Origin of the sequence: Frigoribacterium sp. Leaf415 (assembly GCF_001424645.1) — a bacterium.
Classification (GTDB): domain Bacteria; phylum Actinomycetota; class Actinomycetes; order Actinomycetales; family Microbacteriaceae; genus Frigoribacterium.
Genome location: NZ_LMQR01000001.1, coordinates 3,031,309 through 3,052,788, shown reverse-complemented (window position 1 = coordinate 3,052,788; position 21,480 = coordinate 3,031,309). Strand labels below are relative to the sequence as shown.

At 67.7% G+C, this 21,480-nt stretch carries 26 protein-coding genes and 1 pseudogene; 19 read left to right on the top strand and 8 right to left on the bottom strand.

Annotated features, from left to right (window positions below; all coding sequences use genetic code 11):
• Nucleotide 1: 1 nt before the first annotated feature.
• From kdpA to ASG28_RS16550, 3 genes are read right to left on the bottom strand one after another with little or no spacing between them, the layout of a single operon-like run.
• Entirely contained in the window at nt 2–1,675 is a 1,674-nt protein-coding gene (gene kdpA / locus ASG28_RS14215) for a potassium-transporting ATPase subunit KdpA (RefSeq protein ID WP_055976363.1), read from the bottom strand.
• Nucleotides 1,675–1,764 (bottom strand): K(+)-transporting ATPase subunit F, encoded by a 90-nt coding sequence (gene kdpF / locus ASG28_RS16555; RefSeq protein WP_071257733.1) that lies wholly within the window; start codon nt 1,762–1,764, stop codon nt 1,675–1,677. Before kdpF ends, kdpA begins: the two co-directional genes overlap by 1 nt.
• Nucleotides 1,761–1,901, bottom strand: a complete 141-nt coding sequence (locus ASG28_RS16550; protein WP_157485829.1) for a hypothetical protein — start codon at nt 1,899–1,901, stop codon at nt 1,761–1,763. The genes kdpF and ASG28_RS16550 overlap by 4 nt, the downstream gene beginning before the upstream one ends.
• A 691-nt stretch (nt 1,902–2,592) precedes the next feature.
• Here ASG28_RS16550 and ASG28_RS14210 point away from each other — a divergent pair.
• Both ASG28_RS14210 and ASG28_RS14205 read left to right on the top strand, forming a co-directional pair.
• On the top strand, nt 2,593–4,119 hold the full coding sequence (locus tag ASG28_RS14210) for an MFS transporter (protein ID WP_326937863.1): 1,527 nt from the start codon (nt 2,593–2,595) through the stop codon (nt 4,117–4,119).
• Nucleotides 4,112–5,092, top strand: coding sequence for an alpha/beta hydrolase (locus ASG28_RS14205; protein WP_055976361.1), 981 nt, complete (start codon nt 4,112–4,114; stop codon nt 5,090–5,092). Before ASG28_RS14210 ends, ASG28_RS14205 begins: the two co-directional genes overlap by 8 nt.
• A 97-nt stretch (nt 5,093–5,189) precedes the next feature.
• Here ASG28_RS14205 and ASG28_RS14200 read toward each other — a convergent pair whose 3' ends face one another.
• Nucleotides 5,190–5,690, bottom strand: coding sequence for a GNAT family N-acetyltransferase (locus tag ASG28_RS14200; RefSeq protein ID WP_055976359.1), 501 nt, complete (start codon nt 5,688–5,690; stop codon nt 5,190–5,192).
• A gap of 158 nt (nt 5,691–5,848) precedes the next feature.
• On the opposite strand from ASG28_RS14200, the gene ASG28_RS14195 reads away from it, so the two are divergent.
• From ASG28_RS14195 to ASG28_RS14135, 14 genes and pseudogenes are all read left to right on the top strand, one after another.
• Nucleotides 5,849–6,283, top strand: coding sequence for a hypothetical protein (locus ASG28_RS14195; RefSeq protein WP_157485830.1), 435 nt, complete (start codon nt 5,849–5,851; stop codon nt 6,281–6,283).
• A 67-nt stretch (nt 6,284–6,350) separates the two neighbouring features.
• On the top strand, nt 6,351–6,698 hold the full coding sequence (locus ASG28_RS14190) for a DUF6578 domain-containing protein (RefSeq protein WP_055976354.1): 348 nt from the start codon (nt 6,351–6,353) through the stop codon (nt 6,696–6,698).
• A gap of 279 nt (nt 6,699–6,977) precedes the next feature.
• A complete protein-coding gene (locus ASG28_RS14185) occupies nt 6,978–7,478 on the top strand; it encodes a hypothetical protein (RefSeq protein WP_056051207.1) in 501 nt (166 codons plus the stop codon).
• A 67-nt stretch (nt 7,479–7,545) separates the two neighbouring features.
• A complete protein-coding gene (locus ASG28_RS14180) occupies nt 7,546–8,121 on the top strand; it encodes a VanZ family protein (RefSeq protein WP_055976351.1) in 576 nt (191 codons plus the stop codon).
• An 81-nt stretch (nt 8,122–8,202) separates the two neighbouring features.
• On the top strand, nt 8,203–8,466 hold the full coding sequence (locus ASG28_RS14175) for a hypothetical protein (protein WP_157485831.1): 264 nt from the start codon (nt 8,203–8,205) through the stop codon (nt 8,464–8,466).
• Nucleotides 8,467–8,599: 133 nt separating this feature from the next.
• Nucleotides 8,600–8,803 (top strand): hypothetical protein, encoded by a 204-nt coding sequence (locus ASG28_RS16545; protein ID WP_143048754.1) that lies wholly within the window; start codon nt 8,600–8,602, stop codon nt 8,801–8,803.
• A gap of 335 nt (nt 8,804–9,138) precedes the next feature.
• Nucleotides 9,139–9,765: a DUF6226 family protein gene (locus ASG28_RS14170; protein ID WP_055976346.1), complete on the top strand. Its 627-nt coding sequence runs from the start codon at nt 9,139–9,141 to the stop codon at nt 9,763–9,765.
• Between the two features lie 41 nt (nt 9,766–9,806).
• Nucleotides 9,807–10,157, top strand: coding sequence for a hypothetical protein (locus ASG28_RS14165; RefSeq protein ID WP_199736349.1), 351 nt, complete (start codon nt 9,807–9,809; stop codon nt 10,155–10,157).
• 235 nt (nt 10,158–10,392) lie between these two features.
• Nucleotides 10,393–10,863, top strand: coding sequence for a universal stress protein (locus ASG28_RS14160; protein ID WP_055976344.1), 471 nt, complete (start codon nt 10,393–10,395; stop codon nt 10,861–10,863).
• Entirely contained in the window at nt 10,860–11,600 is a 741-nt protein-coding gene (locus tag ASG28_RS14155; protein ID WP_158614655.1) for a 2,3-bisphosphoglycerate-dependent phosphoglycerate mutase, read from the top strand. Before ASG28_RS14160 ends, ASG28_RS14155 begins: the two co-directional genes overlap by 4 nt.
• Before the next feature lies 1 nt (nt 11,601).
• Nucleotides 11,602–12,954 (top strand): annotated as a pseudogene (gene eno / locus ASG28_RS14150) (phosphopyruvate hydratase).
• Entirely contained in the window at nt 12,951–13,487 is a 537-nt protein-coding gene (locus ASG28_RS14145) for a fluoride efflux transporter FluC (protein ID WP_082454848.1), read from the top strand. Before eno ends, ASG28_RS14145 begins: the two are co-directional and overlap by 4 nt.
• Entirely contained in the window at nt 13,484–13,861 is a 378-nt protein-coding gene (locus ASG28_RS14140) for a fluoride efflux transporter FluC (protein WP_326937862.1), read from the top strand. Before ASG28_RS14145 ends, ASG28_RS14140 begins: the two co-directional genes overlap by 4 nt.
• Before the next feature lie 173 nt (nt 13,862–14,034).
• A complete protein-coding gene (locus tag ASG28_RS14135) occupies nt 14,035–14,478 on the top strand; it encodes a hypothetical protein (protein ID WP_055976340.1) in 444 nt (147 codons plus the stop codon).
• A gap of 32 nt (nt 14,479–14,510) precedes the next feature.
• Here the strand turns inward: ASG28_RS14135 and ASG28_RS14130 are convergent, their stop codons facing one another.
• Nucleotides 14,511–15,659 carry a TDT family transporter gene (locus tag ASG28_RS14130; protein ID WP_055976337.1) on the bottom strand — a complete coding sequence of 383 codons (1,149 nt, stop codon included), beginning with the start codon at nt 15,657–15,659 and terminating at the stop codon, nt 14,511–14,513.
• Nucleotides 15,660–15,728: 69 nt separating this feature from the next.
• Here ASG28_RS14130 and ASG28_RS14125 point away from each other — a divergent pair, with 69 nt between their 5' ends.
• On the top strand, nt 15,729–16,637 hold the full coding sequence (locus tag ASG28_RS14125; protein ID WP_159825012.1) for a LysR family transcriptional regulator: 909 nt from the start codon (nt 15,729–15,731) through the stop codon (nt 16,635–16,637).
• Here ASG28_RS14125 and ASG28_RS14120 read toward each other — a convergent pair whose 3' ends face one another.
• The 3 genes from ASG28_RS14120 to ASG28_RS14110 form a co-directional block, all read right to left on the bottom strand.
• Complete coding sequence (locus ASG28_RS14120; RefSeq protein WP_043594580.1) at nt 16,638–17,183, bottom strand: uracil-DNA glycosylase; 546 nt, start codon at nt 17,181–17,183, stop codon at nt 16,638–16,640.
• A gap of 671 nt (nt 17,184–17,854) precedes the next feature.
• Nucleotides 17,855–18,436 (bottom strand): DUF305 domain-containing protein, encoded by a 582-nt coding sequence (locus tag ASG28_RS14115; protein ID WP_055801328.1) that lies wholly within the window; start codon nt 18,434–18,436, stop codon nt 17,855–17,857.
• Nucleotides 18,433–19,197 carry a cation diffusion facilitator family transporter gene (locus ASG28_RS14110; protein WP_326934206.1) on the bottom strand — a complete coding sequence of 255 codons (765 nt, stop codon included), beginning with the start codon at nt 19,195–19,197 and terminating at the stop codon, nt 18,433–18,435. Before ASG28_RS14110 ends, ASG28_RS14115 begins: the two co-directional genes overlap by 4 nt.
• A 7-nt stretch (nt 19,198–19,204) precedes the next feature.
• Here ASG28_RS14110 and ASG28_RS14105 point away from each other — a divergent pair, with 7 nt between their 5' ends.
• Together ASG28_RS14105 and ASG28_RS14100 are read left to right on the top strand one after the other, a co-directional pair.
• Nucleotides 19,205–20,272, top strand: coding sequence for a sodium:calcium antiporter (locus ASG28_RS14105; protein ID WP_055976336.1), 1,068 nt, complete (start codon nt 19,205–19,207; stop codon nt 20,270–20,272).
• A gap of 428 nt (nt 20,273–20,700) precedes the next feature.
• A complete protein-coding gene (locus tag ASG28_RS14100) occupies nt 20,701–21,207 on the top strand; it encodes a COG4315 family predicted lipoprotein (protein WP_158612599.1) in 507 nt (168 codons plus the stop codon).
• Nucleotides 21,208–21,480: the final 273 nt, after the last annotated feature.

Here is a 21,480-nt window from a genome sequence, read left to right as displayed (position 1 = left end):
GTTACTGCAGCCCTTCAGCGAGCGGTCCCAGTGCGAGGACGGGGAAGTAGGTCAGCGCGGTGATGATCACGGAGACGCCGGTGAGCAGGCCCACGAACTGCGGGCGGTGGGTGGGCAGGGTCCCGGCGGTGGCGGGGACCTTGTCCTGCGCGGCGAAGGAGCCGGCGAGGGCGAGCACGAGCACGATCGGAAGGAAACGGCCGAGCAGCATCGCGACGCCGAGGGTGGTGTTGAACCACGGGGTGTTCGCCGTCAGTCCCGCGAAGGCGGAGCCGTTGTTGTTCGCGGCGGAGGTGAAGGCGTAGAGCACCTCGCTGAAGCCGTGCAGGCCCGGGTTCCAGATCGACGTGCCCTCGACGTCGGCGCGCACCGCGGGGATCGCGAAGCTCAGCGCGGTGAAGGCGAGCACGATGGTCGGCGTGACCAGGATGTAGAGGCTGGCGAGCTTGATCTCGCGGGGCCCGATCTTCTTGCCGAGGTACTCGGGCGTGCGGCCGACGAGCAGGCCGGCGATGAACACCGTGATGACGGCGAGCACGAGCATGCCGTACAGGCCCGAGCCGACGCCGCCGGGGGCGATCTCGCCGAGCATCATGTTCAGCATCGCCATCATGCCGCCGAGGGCGGTGTACGAGTCGTGCATCGAGTTCACCGCACCCGTCGACGTCAGGGTCGAGGTGGAACCGAACAGGGTCGATCCCCAGATGCCGAACCGCGCCTCCTTGCCTTCCATCGCGCCTCCGGCGAGCTGGGTGGCGGTGCCGGCACCGCGGAGCTCGAACCAGGTCATGGCGGTGAGCGAGACGGCGAAGATCGTCGTCATGACGGCGGCGATCGCGACGCCCTGCTTCGTGGAGCCGACCATGCGGCCGAAGGTGCGCGGCAGCGAGAACGGGATGACGAGCATGAGGAGGACCTGGAAGACGTTCGTCCAGGCGGTCGGGTTCTCGAACGGGTGCGCGCTGTTGGCGTTGAAGAAGCCGCCTCCGTTCGTCCCGAGCAGCTTGATCGCCTCCTGCGAGGCGGTGGGACCTCCGGGGATCGTCGCGGTGCCGCCGGTGAGCGTCGTGACGTCGGTGAACCCCGCGAGGTTCTGGATCACGCCGCCGGCGATGAGGACGACGGCCGAGAGGACGGCCAGGGGCAAGAGGAGGCGCGTGATCGACCGGGTCAGGTCGACCCAGAAATTGCCGAGCGTGCCGCTCTTCGCCCGGGCGAGCCCGCGGATCAGGGCGACGGCGACGGCGATGCCGACGGCCGCGGAGACGAAGTTCTGCACGACCAGGCCGAGCACCTGCACGGCGTAGCCCATCGTCACGTCGGGCGAGTAGGACTGCCAGTTCGTGTTCGCCACGAAGGAGGCGGCGGTGTTGAACGAAAGCCCCTCGGGCACGGCCGGGAAGCCGAGCGAGTACGGCAGGAACGCCTGGAGCCGCTGGATCGCGTAGACGAAGAGGACACCGATGACCGAGAACGTCAGGACGCCTCGGAGGTAGGCCGGCCACGTCTGTTCCGACGTCGAGTCGACGCCGATGAGGCGGTAGAAGCCGCGCTCGACGCGGGCGTCCTTCGCCGTCGTGAACATCCGCGCCATGTGGTCACCGAGGGGGCGGTACACGACGACGAGGACGACGACGACCGTGAGGATCTGGAGGATGCCGAACAGCGCATCCATCAGAAGCGCTCGGGCTTCACGAGGGCGTACACGAGGTACGCCAAGGCGGCCACGGCGAGGACGGCGGCCCCGATGCTGAAGACGATCACAGCTTCTCGACCCCCTTCGCGACGAGGGACACCACTGCGAACACAGCGATGACGGCGAGCACGTACACGATGTCGAGCACTACGACTCCAAGAGGAACGATCGACGGGCCGGGTGGCCCGATGCCCTTGGTGGGCACAGCGAGTCAGTAGACACCGCGCCGCACCGCCGATCGCGGACCCTTACGACTTCCCTACGCCGAACGCCGTCTTCCTCACGAACAACACACGCCCGCCGGGGCTTCGGCCATCGGGACGAGCGAAGGTCATCGCAGATCCAGGCAGAACGCCATGACCCAAGGGAAGCCACGCAGGAGGCGCTCGAGCGGACTGAGGCGGACCGGTTCAGGCCGGTGCTCGGCTCGGGGAGCATCGCCACGATGATCCACGTCGTTCACCGAGTCGGCAGGCCTGAGCGCTCTCGCGTCAGCCTCGGCGAACCACCCGCGTTCTTCGAACATGACGACCTCCGTCGCTTGCGAGAAGCATCCCCGTGGGATGGCTCGCGGTCAACGAAGCGCACGGCCCTGGTCACGGAGGACGCCCATGGCCTCTACCAGCGCTTCGGCTTCGAGCCGCTGGTCGACGCCGGCTCATGGATGCTCCGATGGGGCCCGGGGTTCGGTCCTCGACCGCCAGGGTGACGCTGGTGCGTTCGGCAGACCATCCTCTGTCGGGCACCTGCATGAGCGGCAGAACTGCTGGAGTTCTCCTTCAGCAGTAGCCGGTGTATCGTCCTCATCACTGAGGTAAAAGGCGTCGCGCTCTGCGACGCACCCGCACGCGGCATCGAACGATCCGCCACTTCTTCCCTCGAAGGAGTGCGCCCCCGTGTCCCCCAGTCCCCTGCTCCCCCGCCGCGCCGGACCGCGTTCCGGTGACGCACCTCCCCGACTGTCCGATGCGTGGATCGCCCTGGCCGGGCTGTCCGCGGTGTTCCTGTTCGAGATGCTCGACACCTCGGTCCTCAACGTGGCCCTGCCGACGATCGGCCGCGAGCTGGGCTCCTCGACGACGGGCCTGCAGTGGGTGTCGGGCGCCTACGCGGTCGCCTTCGGCGGGCTCATGCTGCTCTTCGGCGCCGTCGCCGACCGGGTGGGGCGGCGCCGCGTCATGCTCGCGGGCCTCGCGCTGCTGGCCGTCGCGAGCCTCGCCACCGTGGCGGTCACGACCACCGAACAGCTCGTCGCCGTCCGTGTGCTGACGGGCGTCGCCGCGGCGATGACCACCCCCGGGTCGATGGCGCTGGCGTTCCGGCTGTTCGACGACGAGGGCCTCCGCGTCCGGGCACTGACGGTGATCTCGACCGCGGGGCTCGTCGGCCTCGCCGTCGGCCCGACCGTCGGCGGGTTCGTGCTCGCCGTCGCTCCGTGGCAGGTGCTGCTGCTGGCCGACGTGCCGATCGCCGTGCTGGCGTTCGTCGGCATCCGGTGCGGTGTCGCTCGCGACGACGCCGCGGGGCTGCGGCCGGACCCCGTCGACGTGGGCGGCGCGCTGCTGGGCACCGCGACCGTGACCGGGCTGCTCGTGACGCCGACCGTCCTCGTCGGGCCGACCACCGCCTCCTCGTGGGGGTGGGCCGCCGTCGTGCTGACCGTCGCGTGCGGTGCCGGGTTCGTCGTGCGCCTGCGGACGGCGCGGCATCCGGTGGTCGACCTGCACCTGCTCGCCCGCCCCCTGGTGTCGAGCGGCCTCGCCTTCAAGGCCGCGTCGGGCCTCGCCGTCGCCGGGCTGTCGTACCTCGTGACGCTGCAGCTGCAGTTCGCCTGGGGCTGGCCCCCGGCCCTCGCCGCCGTCGGCACACTGCCGCAGGTCGTCGTGCTCCTGGCCGGGGGTCGCCTCGTGGGGCCGTTCGTGCAGCGGGTCGGCCTCGGCCGGGCCGCGTGGGTCAGCGCCGCCGCGGTCGTGTCCGGCCTCGCCGTCTTCGGCGCCCTGAGCCGTCACGGGTACGTCTGGGTGCTCGTCGCCCTCGTGCTCGTCGCCGCCGGCATGCGCGTCGTCGGCGTCGTGGCCGGAGCCTCCGTGCTCACGGGCCTCCCCGCCGACCGCACCTCGGTCGGCGCGGCTCTCGTCGACACCTCGAGCGAGCTCGCAGGAGGAGCAGCGGTCGCCGCCGCGGGCACGATCGTCGCGGCGTTCGTCACCGGCACCATCACGACCACCCCGTGGACGGCCCCGCGGCTCGCGGACTTCGAGGACGCCCTCACCGTCGCCGGGCTCGGCCTCGCCGCCGTCGCCGCCGTGCTCGTCGTGGTCGGGATGCTCCGGGCACGAACCGCCGCCCCCTCCCCCGGCACCGCCGGACCTGCCCCCTCGACCACTCTCACCCCCACCACCCAGGAGCCCTCTCGTGCCTGACACCACCACCCTGCCCCGCCCGCCGTTCGACCCCGAGTTCGTGCCCTTCCTGGAGGCGATGGACGCCCGCGGCCGCTTCCGCCTCGAGACCGCGATGCTGCCGCAGATGCGACAGCTGGACATGAAGGAGGCGCAGCTCGACGAAGGACTGGAGGCCCGCGGTCTCGAGAGGCGCAGCATCACCGTCCCCGGGCACCTCGGCGACCCGATCGCCCTCGCGGTCGTCCAGCGCATCGGCCGCACCGGGACGGCGGCCTGCGCGTTCGCGATCCACGGCGGCGGCATGATGTTCGGCCACCACCTCGGCAACCTCGACTCGTACGACGACTGGCTGCTCGTGCACGACGTCGTCCTGGTCAGCCCCGACTACCGTCTCGCCCCGGAGCACCCCGACCCGTACCCGGTCGAGGACTGCTACGCCGGCCTGGTCTGGGTCGCCGAGCACGCCGACGAGCTCGGCGTCGACCCGGATCGCATCGTCCTGGTCGGCCAGAGCGCCGGGGCAGGGCTCGCGGCGGGCACGGCACTCCTCGCCCGGGATCGCCAGGGGCCAGCCGTCGCCGGGCAGGTGCTGGTCAGCCCCATGCTCGACGACCGCGACGCGACCGTCTCCGCCCGGCAGTTCGACGGGGTGGGCGTCGCCGACCGCGAGATGACCCGGTTCGGCTGGGACGCCTACCTCGGCGACCGTCGCGGCGGTGACGACGTGTCGATCTACGCGGCACCGGGCCGAGCGACCGACCTCGCGGGCCTGCCGCCGGCGTACGTCGACTGCGGCAGCGCCGAGGTGTTCCGTGACGAGACCGTCGCCTACGCCGGCGCGCTCTGGGCGGCCGGCGTGCAGGCGGAGCTGCACGTGTGGCCCGGGGCGTTCCACGGGTCGACGAGCATGATGCCGGGAGCGACCCTGTCGCGCCGGGCCGTCACCGCCCTGCGCGACTGGACCGGGCGCCTCCTCGACCCGACCCCCTGACGGCGTCCCGGGGCGGGCAGGTCGATCGCCCGCTCCGGGCCCGCCCCTGGAGGACTCGACTCGTGGCCGCCCGAGTACGAGACCGATGGACGATCGTCTATCGGACACGGAATCGAACCCAGGAGTCGGCCGGCAACTCCGGGCGGCCGGGGACGTCGCGCTGTTCGTCACTGCGCTGTGGGTCGATTCCGCTGGCGACCGTGCGCCAGAACCTCGCTGCGACGTCGTTGCGTTCTTGGTAGGCGACGGCCCACCTCCCAGGGTGCGCTGCGGTCAGTTCTGTCACAGCGACTCGCCCGACATGAGAGCGCCGAGCGCTGTGCGCGACGAAGAAGCTGCTGATCACGTGCTCCTCGGCGTCCAATCCGCGCAGGACCGCCAACCCTACCGGGTGTGGTCCCAGGCGGAAGACGTGGGCCGACCAGCCCGGTTCCGAGAGGCCGGCGTCGAGTCGTTCCTGTCGAAAGCGGCCGCGTTCGTCAGGAAGCGTGCCGGTGAACGCGGACATCTCGTGGCGGAACATCGTCCAGAGCTGTTCGAGCTCGGGGCGATGCCGCTCGTCGGCGGTGGCGATCGTGAGGGAAGCAGGAGTGGTCATACAAGAAAACCTCCACCGGGCCGGTAGAGGTTTTGTTGCCTACAGTTTATCGCCCCGCCCGATGTGCCATCGGCCATGGGGATGCTTCCAACACGGCTGCCGCCGGAACACCGCGACGGGACACGTGGGATGAGACTTCGCCCTGCCATCATGTGGGCGTGCTGACGGATCAGGAGATCGAGGTCGCCCTGCGGAAGGTCTTGCGGCAATACCGGTCAACCGGCCCCGCACTGACCTACCTCGACTACGCGATCCTCGATGTTCGCCCTGGGACGGGGAGTGTCGACCTCGAGCTGCGGCAACGAGATGGGCACTCGGGACGGTTGGTGATCCAGCTCCCCTCCAGCGGCGCGCCTCAGTTCTGGCTCTACGCAACACCGGCGGACGCCGACGACTGGGTCGGTCAACTACTCCTCTGGATCGACGAGGAAGTCTTCACGAGCGGGCTGATGGTGGGGCGCGCTCGAGTCGAGCACGACGGAGAAAGCTACGTACAGGCGGCCCCCTACGGCTGGCGGCTCGACGATTCCGGAGAACACGAGCGTCTCATGGAAGCAGCCGGCCCCGAGGGTTGGAACAGCGGATGGGGATGACGGCCCCATGGTCACAACCGGGCACGACATCACTGACCACCAAGCGAAAGCCCTTCAAGGAGCACCCATGAACGTCACGGTCGAGATCGGTGACTGGGAGCACGAGTGCTGCGGTGAAGCCATCGAGCGCAACGACATGGTCGACCTGGGCTGCAGCCGATTCCAAGACGCCGGCGGACAGGTGCGGTTGATCGAGACCCACCACGACTCCCGCCCTGAAACCCACGTCCGCGGGCGGGTCGTCGACATCCTCGTCCTCGCCGACGACGGTTCGACGACGCCGATCCTCCGACTCCCCAGCGGGGCAGCGCTGCGAGGCTTCGACGACGAAGACGACGGACACCTCGAGTCTCCTTGGACAGGTGCGCTCGTCGAGGAGGAAAGCAACCACTTCCTCATCGTGGTGAAGCGGTAGACGATCCCCAAATGCGACAGACGCGCGTACGAGTGGTCGCCCTTGGCACGGCTTCGCAGGCATGGCAGGGTCACGACCATGCGGATAATCAACGATGTCGAGCGCGCCTCCTGGCTGGGGCCACGGATGTACCGCCTCGGAGGCTGGGCAAGGGTCGGCTCCGTCGCTGGGTACGGCTTTGAGGCCTACGGGCGCATCCTGCACCCCCGACCACCCACAGGAGCCGGCACTTGGGACCAGCGCCGATGGGCTGACGTCGCCGCCACGGCAGGGAAGGTGATGCACCCTCTCGTCCAATGGGAGCGACTACTCGGCCACGACGAGCCACGGGGTGGGACCAGCGACGTCGGATACCTCGACCCGCAGGTGCTCGCGGCCCTCGCACCGCTGCTAGGAAGAGCCACCACGACACCGGGCGACGCCCTGGCGGCGTACTGGGTCGGCGGGACCGGGCAAGTCCTCACAGGCCGATCGGCGTCCATCGATCGGTACGACTACGTCCTCGCCCAGACCGACACCGCGGAGCTCGCGGAGCCCGGCTGGGGTCTGCGCCTGGGCTTGCGAATCGACGATCCACCGCAGTTGCTCTGGCCGGAGGACCACGCCTGGGTGCTCGCCACCGAGATCGACTGGGACTCCACGATCGTGGCCGGCCCTCGAGAGCTCGTCGACGCGATCCTCACCGACAGCCGCTTCGAGGCGTATCCGGTCGACGAGGACTCTGACCTTTCGTGGAACGGCGACACCATCAACCGACGCACGAACTTAGGCCCCACATGACCATCCCCTATCGGACGATCGACGTCAATCCGCCGCAGCGGCTTAGCGTCACTAGGCTTCGCGCAACATGTCTCCCAACCCGTTCGGCGAAGTCCCTGCCCTGCCGATTGCCATTCCCTTCGGCATCATCGTGTTTGCCGCCCAACTGTTTCTCCTGACACGAGGACAGCGATTTACATGGCCGCGGGCTACCATCGCGGCCGCTATCGCCATCTACGCCGCGGGAATCGTCGCAAACACGGCCTTTCCAATTTTCCTCGACCCGGCCCCGCGCAGCGAGTTGTGGTCGCCGGCACTGGCGCTGATTCCGTTCCACGACTACGAACTCCGAGACGCACTCACCAACGTGGTGGTGTTCATCCCGCTGGGCATCCTCATTCCACTCGTCATGCGCCGCCCTTCCGGATGGAAAGTGCTTCTCACCGCGGCGGCGGTCAGCCTGACGATCGAGGTGTTGCAACTTGTCACGCAGAAGCTGTTCTCCGGAGGTCACGTGGCGGACATCAACGACTTCATCTGGAACACCCTCGGTGGTGTCAGCGGATTTGCGATCTATCGAGCGCTGATCCGTGTGCCGATCCTGTCTCGATTCATGGCCGAGTTCCGCTGGCACAGCGATCACCAGGCGTCCGACACCCCCTGATCCCGTCGAGAGCGTCCTCTAATCGATCGTCTATCGGGACGATATTCGATGCCAGATCACGTCGTGGGGCATGCTCGTCCTATGAGCAACGAAGAAGGACTGCCGCATGCTCGCCCCGTCGATGCAACCGCAGTGACTGAGCGCCCGACGCCGTGGCTGCCGGCAAGAACCGTTCTCCTCAACCTCGTCTTGATCTTCGTCGGCGGTGGGCTTTTCTGGTTCCTCATCGACCGCGTTCAAGCGCCCATGTGGGTTGCCCTCGTCGCCTACGCCGTCATTTTCACAGTGGGATCACTCGCCATGCGCTTCATTCGAAACGCCCGAGCTGATCGCATTCTTAAGTGACGTCGATGGCCAAGCGGCGCGATCCGGTGAGCTATCCCCTATCGGGCGCGTCGATTCCCTCGATTATGGTTTGGTTACTGAGGGCGCCTCATCCCTATCGCGCCCCTTACCGTCGACCGAAGGACGATCTCACGTGCTGCCTTTCGTATTCGTCGTGCTTGGTTTTGCAGGCTTCGGCAGTGGCGTGATCTACGAACTCGTCCACCACCGCCGAGAGGGCGGCCCGATCTACCAGGGCCGTAAACACATCGTCTTCCCTTGGATCATCGCCTCCTGGCTTGTCTTCGGCATCGGATTCGTGATGCTCGCGATCGAACGAGGTTGGAACCCCTCGTGACCCCTGAGGACAACACAAGACGTGAGGCTCCGGGCGGACTTCTTGGAGCCTGGTTCAACGTAATCGTGTGCACAGGCATCGTTGTTGGAGCCGCGATCTACACGATCACCCAGGGGCTCACCGGACCTGACGCCCTCATCGGGGCAGGCGTCGTCGTCGTCGGTGTCGTCCTCGACATCTCATTCGTCCGGACACTCCGCCGCCACGGCACTCGCACTTAGTCGTGAGAGCTATGGCCCCGCGATCTCATTTGACACTTTTGCCAGCGTCCGAGACCTGTAGGGCAATCCGGTAGCCGATCCCCTACCGGACGCAACCGCCGCTAGGTTCAGGGCGTGGAAATTCACGACTTGCTAGCCGAGGTCACTCAGCGGTTCACCGCGCACCCTTCAGGCGCCACGCGGTGGGATGACCCTCATGAGCACCGGAACATCGCTGACGAGGAGTACTCCCGAGTCAGCGACCCAGAGCGCTACGCCGTCGTGGGTGCCAGGGCGAGGTCGTGGATCGACGCTCTGAAGGCCCTGGAGCTCGCGACGGCACAGGACGTCGAAGCGCCGCCATGGCCCTATGGACCCACCGACGCGCGGGCCGTTCTCGTCACTCCCGTCAGAGCGGGTGCCCTGTCGATGTTGGTCGTCTTGGGTTCGATGGAGGGTATCGAGGACGCAGTCGCGGTCGGAGTCGGTGACCCTGCAGTCCTGATCGGGATGGAGCCCTTCTGCGGCTGCAACGCGTGCGACAGCGGGAGCGACTACCTGCTGAGCGCGATCGACGACCTGTTCACGGGGATCATCGATGGAAGCTTCTTGTACGCCGAAGGCAAGGACTGGAAGCTGACTGTCGGCGTGAACGGCTGGTCCGCGTCAGGCTCGCAGGACTTCGATTCACTCATCGACAAGGCTCGGGCAGGAACGAGCATCGGCCGCCTCATGATCACCGGAGGCCCCTGGCTCACTTGACACCAGGGCTCGCGAAGACGAGAGAGAGCAGGAGGGGGCAGATGGTGAACATGACGGTCGAAGTCGAGGTCTCGGAGCACTTGTGCTGCGGCGATGCCATCGAGCGCGACGAATGGGTCGACCTGACGTGCACACGCTGGCAAGACCCCGACGGTCGCGTGCACGTGTTCGCGAGCTACCACGCCTCCCGAATCGAGACCAGAGTCCGCGGGCGCGTCGTCGACATCATCTCCGTGGCCGAGGATGGATTGACTCGGCCCGTCCTCCGCGTCCCCAGCGGTCGGGCGCTCCGTGGCCTGGACGAAGACGACGATGGACACCTCGAAGCGCCCTGGAGTGGCGAGACCATTCAAGACCAGGGCCGAACTTTCGTCGTGACCGTGAGACGGTAATCACGGGCACAGCAATGAGTCCGGTATGCGATCCCCTATCGGGACTGGCCAACACACCCTTTTCTTGGTCGGAACGAATGTTGTATCAGCAGGTGCAGCTTGGTCGGATCAGTGCTTCACTGAGCGTGGCGGAGACGCCACGGCGGTGGGGCTCGCCGTCACCAACCTCGACTCAGGTCGACAACAGTCCCTATCTCATCCACTGGCGTGCCCAGATACCGAGATAGGAGACCAGATGACCACCGACACCATCGTCGTCGGAGCCCATACCCGGACGGCCAACACCGTTCTCTCGACCGCCGCCCGGTTCGCGGCCCGGTTGTCGGCACAACTCGTCGTCGTGCAGGTCGACGACTCCCGCGTCCCCGCCGACCCCGACGACGCCAGCGGCCGAGGGGCGACCGTTCCCCTCGACCCAGACGAGTACGACGACGACGCCGTCGACAGATCTGCCCTCGAGGCGACGGCAGCCCGGCTCCGCACCGACGTGCAGATCACGGTCGACGTCCGTGTCCTCGCCGGTGACCCCGCAAAGGCGTTGGCCCGCGTCGCCGCCGACACGCACGCCGTGATGATCGTCGTCGGATCCTCGAACGGTCCGGCCGCGGGCCTGAAGGCTGCACTGCACGGGTCCACGGCATCGTTCCTCATGCACCATCAACCCGTGCCGGTACTCGTGGTGCCGGTCTCGAAGGCATGGCCGTGACGACCCGGATCGTCCTCGTGCGACATGGCGAAAGCCAGGCCAATGCCGACGGGCTGTTCACCGGTATCACCGACTCACCCCTCACGACCGGAGGCCGGGAAGAGGCCCGCCGTGCTGCACACCTGCTCGACGAGGCGGGTTTCCGCCCGGCATCGATCCTGTGCTCACCGCTGGCCCGTGCAACTGAGACTGCCCGCGTCATGGTGGCCGAGAACAAGTGGCCCGTGCCCGTCACCGTCGACGTGCGACTCCGGGAACGCGATTACGGCGACCTGACCGGACGGACCAAGGCGGATGTTCGCCGCTCAGACGGCGAGGAGGACTTCACCCTGTGGCGGCGCTCCCTGGAAACCCCGCCCCCGCCGTCCTCTGACGCGCTGTTCGCGAAGCTGTGGGCTCAGGATGCCCTCCGTCATGTGGAACCCGAGAACCGGACCAGGGCCGAGAGCCTGCTCGACGTCATCGCCCGGGTCCGCCCCGTCACCGAGGCGGTCCAGGCCGGGACCGCCGGCGGCACCGTGCTCGTGGTGGGCCATGGCAACAGCCTCCGCGCACTCTGCCTGCTGCTCGACGCGTTGACCCCGCTCGAGGTCGCCGCGCTCAACATCCCGACCGGACACCCCCTGATGTACGACCTCGCCTCCGATGGGCATCCGCTGACGCGGGGCGGCACGTATCTCGACCCGGCCGCAGCGGCCCTCGCCGCCACGGTCATCACCCACGAAGGAGGAACCTGACATGAACGACTACATCAGCAACCGCACCATCCACACCCACGACGTCGGCACCTACGTCACCCACGGAGGTGCACACCCCGTCCAGATCGTGTCCGCTCTCGGGCGGTCGATCTTGGACTCCCGCGGCTTCCCCACCGTCCAAGTCGACCTCGAACTCGCCGATGGGTCCGTCGTGTCAGGCTCCGCCCCTGCCGGAGCGTCAACCGGTGCCCATGAAGCTGTAGAACTCCGAGACGGTGGCGCAGCGTTCGGCGGCAAAGGTGTTCGACAGGCCGCGCAGATGGTCACCACCGAGATCGGCGACCTCCTCACCTCACGCCCCTGGGCCGGGATCAGCGAGATCGATCGTGCCCTCGCCGACCTCGACGGCACTTCGAACTGGTCGAGGCTAGGCGCCAACGCCGTCGTCGCGACCTCGATCGCGGCGTCCCGGGCGCTGGCCCGCGAAGCCGGCCTGCCCCTGCACCGGTGGATCGCCCTGCTGTCGGGGACGAACGAAACGCTCCCCGTCCCGCACTTCAACGTCCTGAACGGAGGCGCCCACGCAGCTAACGACCTCGACTTCCAGGAATTCATGATCGCTCCCGTCGGAGCGACCAGCGAGGAGGAGGCGGTACAGACCGGCGCCGAGGTCTACCACGCCCTGAAGACGCTCGTACAGACCCGCTACGGCACCGCAGGCCTCGGCGACGAGGGCGGCTTCGCCCCGGCGATCAGCAACCCCGAGGAGGCCCTCGACCTCATCGTCCAGGCGATCACCGACGCTCGCCACCGGGCAGCGCTGGACGACGTCGCCATCGCCCTCGACCCTGCCGCGAACGGATTCGGCGACGGAGACGGCCGATACCGAGTCGCCGGGCAAGACCTCGATCGTGGAAGTCTCGCGGACCGGTACGGGGCCCTGCTCGAGGCGTACCCGATCAGGAGCATCGAAGACGCGTTCCACGAGGACGACCACGACGGGTGGGCGCTGATGGCGTCGCGGTTCGGCGGACGGGTTCAGCTCGTCGGCGATGACCTCTACGTGACTGACCCCAGAAGGATCGCCGAAGGCGCGGAGCAGGGCTGGTCGGACGCCGTTCTCATCAAGCCGAACCAGATCGGTTCTGTCAGCCAGACCCTCGACGCGATCGCGACGGCCCGGTCCCACGGCATGGCCTGCATGGTGTAGCACCGCTCCGGGGAGACCACCGACACGTTCATCGCCGACCTCGTCGTCGGCACCGGGGTCGGCCAGATCAAATCCGGTGCCCCCGCACGCGGGGAACGGGTCTGCAAGTACAACCGCCTGACCGACATCGAAGCCGATCAGCCCGGACTTTCCTACGGCCTCAGCACGAAGGACGATGCATGACCTCACCTTCACCTGACACACCGTTTCCGCCGCTGCCCTCGAGCAGAGGCGACGAGTTCGACGGGCTGGGCCAGAACCCCGACCTCGATGTCGACGACTCCACGGGCACCGAACGGCCCGTGCACCTGCGGTGGCGGTTCATCGGACTCGTCACCCTCGGCGGCACGATCGGCACGGGCCTGCGCGAAGGCCTGGCGTTGAACTTCCCCGCAGCCCCGGGCAGCATCCCGCTGACGATCCTGCTGATCAATGTCGTCGGTGCGTTCGCGCTCGGGCTGCTCCTCGAGTCGTTGGTGCGACGAGGGCCGGACGCGGGTCGCCGACGCGACCTGCGGCTGCTCATCGGAACAGGCGTTCTCGGCGGATTCACCACCTACAGCGCTCTTGCGGTCGACACCGCGACCCTGCTCGGTGACGCGCTGCCGATCGCCATCGCCTACGGTGTGGGATCGGTCGTGCTCGGCGCCGTGGCTTCCTGGGCCGGCATCACCGTCGGTGCCGCCCTCCACCGCCGTTCTGAGGCGGCGTCGTGATCGCCCCATGGCTCTTCGTCGCGACCGCGGTCGCCGGTGGTGTGGGCGCGGCCCTGCGCCTCGTCGTCGACGGCGCCGTACGCAGCACGTGGTCGGCCCCCATTCCGCTGGCGACCCTGGTCATCAACGTCAGCGGGTCGTTGGTGCTCGGCTTGCTCACCGGTCTTGCCGACCACGCGGGGCTGCCCCGAGAGTGGCTGCTCGTCGCGGGCGGCGGGCTCATGGGCGGCTACACCACGTTCAGCACCGCGAGCGTCGAGACCGTGCGCCTCGTAGCCGAGAAGAAACGGGTCGCTGGGATCGCCAGCGGCGCGGGCATGCTGCTGCTCGCCGTCGCTGCCGGGCTCGTCGGCCTCATCATCGGCAGGTCATGACACCCTTCTGACTTCCGGGGCGACGACTGACCAGGCGTCACCCCGGAACCGCCCAGGACGACCTGGTCACAGCCGGAGCCTTCCTTCTCCGTCCGTGAGACGATCACCACCTCAGTCGGCGGCCGCCGACTCCCTTTTCCGTTTCGACGAACGAGTGAGCAGGAGAGAGCACCATGAGTAACACCGTCGTCCATGACTTGGTTTCCGAGATGCTGAGTCGGCTTCCGTCCGGTGGAGGCATCGTGGCTGTGGATGGCGATGCTGGCGAGCAAGTCTCGGACATGGGCAGTCAGTTGGCTCGGGAGATCAGCGCGAGAGGCCTCACGTCGTCCGTCCGAGCATTCGCGGGCACGGACTTCGAGTCCTTGCCCGCCGGCACGGACGTGGTGTTGGTCGTCGGCGAAGGCGCGTTGCAGCCTGGCGTCCGGACGCGGTGGAACTGGACTCTGTGGGTGGAGGCCTCCGGGGCGCGTGATCCGGCGAGTAACGACCGCAGTGCGGTGGCGTTCGAGAGCTACAGGTCGCGTGACGAGCCCAAGGGCGCCGCCTCGGCCATCGTCGACGTCAGTGACCCCGAGGCCTATCGCCGTGACTGGAACGACGCCTGTTCGATCTGAGCCGCTCCCCCACGCACCCTCGTCGTCCGCGGTCAGGGCAGGGGACGGGGAGGCGCGAGGAGCGTTCCGCGGATGACGCTGCCGTGGAAGGTGCGCACGGCGACCGTGATCCAGGCCCCGACGAGCCCGATGTAGAACGCGACCGCCAGTACCTGCAGCGCGACGAGTCCCGTGTGCAGGGCCAGACCGTTCAGGCCTGTCACGCAGGTGCCGACGGGGAAGGTGAACGACCACCAGGTGAGTGAGAACGGGAGCCCCTGGCGGATGGTGCGGAGGGTGATGGCCGATGCCAGTGCCGCCCACATCAGGGCGAATCCCAGAGTGGGCACACCGTAGACGAGCCCGAAGACGAACAGGGCGTGCGAGGTTCCCTGGTCGACGGCGAGGTGGGCGTTGCCACCGAGCAGGTTGGCCGCGGTGATCGACTGCCCCAGGGGGCCGAGGACGATCCAGAGGGTCGGGACCATGCCGGCCGGGCCGATCTTGTGCTGGGCCAGGCGTGACCAGATCAGCGTGATGATCACGATCGACGCCAGCAACGACAACCCGAACATCGCGTAGCACCCCCAGAGCATGTTCTGCCTGGCCTGCCCCGCGGGCAGGAAGGGCAGCAGCAGCGCACCGGTCGAGGCAGACACCATCGGGGGAACCACGGGCATGAGCCAGCCGCCGAACGCACTGTCGGGGGCCGTGTCGTGCCGGGTGAACGTCAGGTACGGGACCGCGATCGCGCTGACGAGGCCGAGCACCGTACCGATGGTCCACAACACCCAGTCGATGCCGACCGCCAGGGGCGTACCGAGGACGTCTCTGCCCAAGAGCAGGGTGCCCGCGCCGACGGTCAGCAGCGCCATGGGCGGTGCCCCGTAGAAGTGCGCCATCACCGGATTGAGTCGATGCCCCCGCGCGGTGGCTCGGTAACGCACCCAGTGCATGACGGTCGCCGTGCTGAGAGCGACCAACAACACGCTGGCCAGTGCCCAGACGATGGTCGCGGCAGGGCGCAGCCCCGGGAACTGCAACGGCAGGGTCGCCGCGGCGTTGGCGACGATGCCGGTCCCCATGATCGACGCGAACCAGTTCGGGGTCAGGTTCGACACGATCTGCCCGCGGTGCTCGAGCTGGCGGAACAGACCGTGCGTGCGGGGAGGGGCGACAGTCGGTGTGATCGCGGCAGGCATGCCTCGATCTTCGTACGTGCGTCCGGCTGCCGATACGGGCGGATGCTTGTGGTGTCACAATCGATCCTTGTGACCGGACTCCCTGTTGATCTCGAGACGCTCCGACTGCTGGAGGCGATCTCGAGATCGGGCAGTCTGGGCCGGGCCGCGACATCGGTGGGCATCAGCCAGCAGGCGGCGTCGTCTCGCATCACGGGCGCCGAGCGGCGGCTGGGTCGTACGTTGCTCGTCCGCTCTCGGGCGGGCTCGGCGCTGACCGAGCACGGACTCCTGGTGTGCGAGTGGGGCCGACCCCTGCTCGAGGCGGCGACCACCTTCGAACGATCGCTGCACACCCTGATGACCGGCGCCTCCGACGCTCTCCTCGTCGCGGCGAGTCAGACGGTGTCAGAGGCGCTGATGCCACGCTGGATGACAGCGGCAGCGGATCGTGTCCGGGTACGCCTGGAATCGGGCAACAGCGACTGGGTCGTCGACGAGGTCCGTTCGGGGCGCGCGCACCTCGGGTTCACGGAGACCCCTGATGAGGCCGACGGGCTCGCCACGACCGTCCTGGGTGTCGACGAACTGCTCGTCGTCGTCTCGCCGAGGCACGCATGGGCATCGAAGTCCGAACCCGTGACGGCAGCGGATCTCGCATCCACACCGCTCGTGTCTCGGGAGTCGGGCTCGGGCACCCGCCGGACCCTCGAGCTCGCCCTGGGGATCGACCCTGCCCTGATGGCAGAACCCGCTGCGCAGTTGTCGTCGACGGGCGCCATCCGGGCGGCCATCGCCGGCGGTGTGGGTCCGGGAGTCATCAGCTCGTTGCTGGTCGAGGACGACCTCCGTGCCGGGCGCCTCGTCACCGTCCCGGCAGCCGTCGACCTGAGGCGCCCGTTCCGCGCCGTGTGGTCGGCCGGTCTGAGCGCCGGGGCGCAGGATCTCCTGGCCGTGATCGCCGCGTCGCAGCACAGCCCCGACTCCTCGCCGAGATGATCAGAGAAGCGAAGCGTGCCGTAGGGCCGTGACGGCCCGCAGGTGCTTCTCGCCGGCGCGGGTGGCGTTCGCCGGCGACAGATGGGGTGCCGCGAGCACGGGCACGACCCTCGCACGCGGTTCCAGGGTGAAGTACCTCATCACGCCCGTCAGGGCCGGAGTGCCGAAGGTCACGATCGCCCGCAGCTGCGGCAGAGAAACGAGCAGCTGAGCCAGGGCAGGGCGTGCCTCGTCGAGATCGGTGACGGTCGGCGCCCGACCAAGGGCCCACGGGACGATGTTCCATCGCAGGTAGACGTTCCTGCCCAGACCCGACTCGATCCGTGCTCGCCTGAACGCAGACGCCGTCGGCCCCGGGTTGTCCTCACTGCTGATCGCGTCCTCGCCCTGCTTGATCGTGGCAGGACCGGGTGATTCCATCAGCACGAGAACTGTCGCCGCTGCTCCTCCACCTGATGGGTCGAAGCCCGGCACGAAGCGCGCACGTCCTGGTCCGGAGCTCCGCCATTCCGACACGAGCTGATCGAGGCCCCTGGGCTGCTGCATCCCTAGACGCTACGACGTCGAGGACCATTTCCGCCCACGCTCACCGACGACGCGGAACGACCAAGACGGCGTCCGCTCCGAGTGCACTCGCCCCACAGCAAGTGATCCAGTGGGCGATCCTCTATCGGGCACCGTCCACGCGTGCGTTCAAGCGATCAACCAGTTGCGCCATTCGGGGCGGTCCGAGTCGAAGGACGAGCGACTCCGAGAACCAGCGCATCCACACCGCCTCGACATCAAGGATCGTGACGGCATCGGCCCTGAGGAGAATGCGAACCAGGTCGACCGCCTCCATCTCGCACTCATCTGACGGAGCACCGTCCGGCTGACCAGGCTCGAGACCATACGGATCGACATCGCTGAGAACAGCCAAGACACCAGCGAGGGTCTTCCCGTAAGTCACTGTCCCCGCTCTCATGCCCCTCATGATGCCTGGGGCTGCCTCAACCGGTGACCGATTGCTAGGCGGACGTTTTCAGCACGGGTCACATCCTCACCAGCAGGACTGCGGGAGCGACGTCGACCACGAGGCCGGCGACCGGTATCGCTGCCACCCCAGGTGGCGACCAAAATTCCGCTGCTTGTGGCTCCCCGAGCCATCCCGGGACTGCATTACCAAGACCGAGATTCTGGTGACCGTCTTGGGGCACGCTGGCCTGCGACGAGGACGGCTACTTGATTACCGCGAGGAGGTCTTCCATCGTGTCGATCTGGTCAGTCTGAGAGGAGACGATCGCTGTCGCCAGCTGGACCGCGTCAGGGTTCTGCCCACCCTCGATCTCGGTCTGCGCCATCTCGACAGCCCCCTCGTGGTGTGTCGTCATCTGTTCCAGGAACAGCCGCGCCGCGTCGGTTCCGTCAGCATTCTCGAGGGCGTCCATGTCGGAGTCGCTCATCATGCCGTCCATGGAGTGATCCATGGACGCCTCAGTGTCCTGCCCCCAAGCCTTGAGCCATGTCGTGAGCTGATCAATCTCCGGGGCCTGCTCGGCCTTGATCGTCTCGGCAAGGGTGATCACGTCCCCGTCGATACCGTCTTTCGCGAGGAGCATGTCGCTCATCTCGACGGCCTGGGTGTGGTGCGGGAGCATCATCTGGGCGAACATGACGTCTTGATCGTTGAAGGCAGCAGCCTGGGACGACGACGCGGACGACGTGTCGCCTGCGGACGACGACGCCTCGGCGCACCCCGCGAGGGCGAGGGCAGCAATGGTCGCAGTTGCGCTGATGAAGATGGTGGCGGTGCGGTTCATGGTCGTTCTTCCAGGATCAGAATCGAAAAAAAGATACCCCCCGGAGGTATCGTGCCGCGTACGGCTGATGAGAGCCTCTGAGCCGGCACCGGTGGTATCGGTGTAACGGTGAACGCGTCGAGGTTGCCGAGCGCAGCGCGCAGATGCGCCTCGGCCTGGTCGGCGGTCTGGGACGCCGTCAGGAGGTCTTCGGCGTCGACCTCGATGGTTGCGGAGCCGGTGAGACGGTGCCCGATCCACCGGAGATAAAGATCGTGGACGCCCCGCACGCCCAGGGCGTGTTCCAGGGCGTGTTCGGCTCGCTTGTGGAGGTCGGGGTCGATGCCGTCCATCAGCCGTCGGCCGATGGATTTCACCGTCCCCCAGGGCAGGACCATGATCGAGGCTGCGATGAGCAGGCCGATGATGGGGTCCGCGAGCGGGAACCCGGCGAGGACCCCGATGGCGCCCAGCACGACAGACAGGGACGTGAAGCCGTCCAGGCGGGCGTGGACCCCGTCAGCGACAAGGGCTGCCGATCCGATCCGTCGCCCGACGCGGATGCGGTAGATCGCGACGAGTTCGTTGTCTGCAAAGCCGATGAGCCCAGCGGCGACCAGCAGCCAGGGATTCGCGATCGGCCTGGGGTCGATGAGGCGGTTGATCGATTCCCAGCCCGCGACGGCTGCCGACGAGTGCAAGGCGCCTGGACCGGCCGGGGGCCGCCGGCATCCGTCTCGACGATCGCCCCGCGTCGAGAGGCGCACCCCGAGGAGTTGCATAGCACGCATGGACACCCTTCCCCTCTGGCTGTTAGCCGCCATCTTCGTCGCCGGCGCCGCCGTCATCTGGGTCGCCGGCATCCAGCTGTCGAAAACGACCGACGTCCTCGACTCCCGACTCCACCTCGGTAGCGCGCTCGGCGGACTCATCGTCCTCGCGGTGGCGACCAACCTGCCCGAGATCGCCATCACGGTCAGCGCCGCCCTCTCGGGCTCGCTCGAGGTGGCCGCGGGCAACATCCTCGGCGGCATCGCCCTTCAGACGGTCGTCCTCGTCGTCCTGGACGCCCTCGGGAAACGCGGCAAGGGTGTCCACCCCCTCACCTATCGCGCGGCCTCCCTAGGGCTGCTGCTCGAGGCACTGGTCGTGGTGGCGGTCCTCGCCGTCGTCATCGCTGGAACCCAGCTGCCGTCCTCGCTCACAGTGGCGCGCCTGACGCCGGACGTCGTCCTCATCGCCGTCATCTGGCTCGTGGGCCTGTTCCTCGTCCGGCGTGCCGGCAAGGGCCTGCCGTGGCACGAGGCCGGAGCGGCACCTGACACGTCGACGCCGCGACCGCGCGGACACCGGACGCGCTCGAACCCGTCGCCGACGACCATGAGCACGAAGAAGGCCGCGGTCGTCTTCGGCCTGTCGGCCCTCGCCACGCTCGTCGCCGGCGTCGTGCTCGAACGCGCGGGCGACGCGGCCGCGTCGCAGATCGGCTTGTCGGGTGTGCTGTTCGGCGCGACAGTCCTGGCCCTGGCGACGAGCCTGCCCGAGATCTCGACCGGGTTGCAGGCCGTCAAGCAGGGCGACGACAACCTGGCCATGAGCGATATCTTCGGCGGCAACGCCTTCCTGCCCGTGCTCTTCCTCGTCGCCACGGTCATCTCCGGGCAGGCGATCCTGCCCCAGTCGAACACCAGCGACGTCTACCTGACCGCCCTCGCCGCGCTCCTCACGCTCGTCTACGCCGTCGGCCTGCTCTTTCGGCCGCGACGACGCATCGCGGGCATGGGCCTGGACTCGTTCGTCGTGCTCGTGCTCTACGCGGTCGGCATCGGTGGCCTCGTCGCCATCACGCTCGGCTGACAGGACCAGCCCGGCGACACTGGCGACCGTCAAGCCCAATGAGCCGTGGAAGTTGACCAAGGCGCCCATGCTGCTGTAGCCGCGGGCGTCCTTGTACTCGACCTGGCCGACGTCTGAGATCGCCGTAATCCGGTCCCGGGGGATGTTTCGAGACCAGATCACGTCGTGAACATGGATAGTCACGTCGTCCAGCAGGGCGTGACGCCGCAGCTGCGAACAGTGGCCCAGAGTGATGATGTGTGACAGCGGTGCCCTCGGTGCAGGGTTGCCACTCGCGTCTGCCACCCGTTTCGCCGGGAGTGAGGACGGCTGCCTGCGACCGCCAATCTTTTTCGGCCACGGATGAACTTCTGGATGAGCTGCATCGTGTTCGTAGTAAGCGGGCTACCTGGGCCGGCGTACCAGCAGGAGGAATCATGCACAAGCGAATGACCATCACCCTCACGACGGCCGTTTTGGCGGCGGCCGCTCTCTCCGGGTGCACCACATCTGCCGAATCATCCACGACGACCGACTCCACCGAGCCGGCCCCCGCCGAGACCACCGCGGCAGCGGCAGTCCTCGGCACCGCAACGTCTCCCCTGGGCGAGATCATCACCGACGACGCCGGGTACACGATCTACACGTTCAAGATGGACGAGCAGGACTCGGGCACCAGCAACTGCTACGACGAATGCGCCACGACCTGGCCGGCAGTTGAAGCCTCCGACACGTCCTCCCCAGAAGGCATCACGGGCGAGATCGGTTCCCTCACCCGCACGGACGGGACAACCCAGCTGACCGTCGACGGCTGGCCGGTGTACCGGTTCGCGAAGGACACCGAACCTGGACAGGTCAACGGACAGGGCGTGAAGGATGCCTGGTACGTCCTCCAGCCGGACGGCACGATCAACATGGAAGCAGCCACTGAGGGCGCAGCGACCCCAGCCTCCTGATCGCGCGCGTGCCTGCCGGACAGAACTCTCCGGGTTGCAGGCCCTCGCAGCTCCACAACCCCACCCGAGCAAAGGAGCCACAAGGCAGTGCTCATCGACATCAAGGCAGAGACAGTGGGTGCGAATACGTCGACTGCTTCCGCTCAGACGGTGAACCCATGTCCTGGCCTGGTCGATGGCATGAGGTTCGATCACTGGTGCGCATCGGCGTTCCTCGGTGCGCTCGATACAGGCACGACAAGAGGCGGTCCTGGATCAGGCACTAGCCGGACT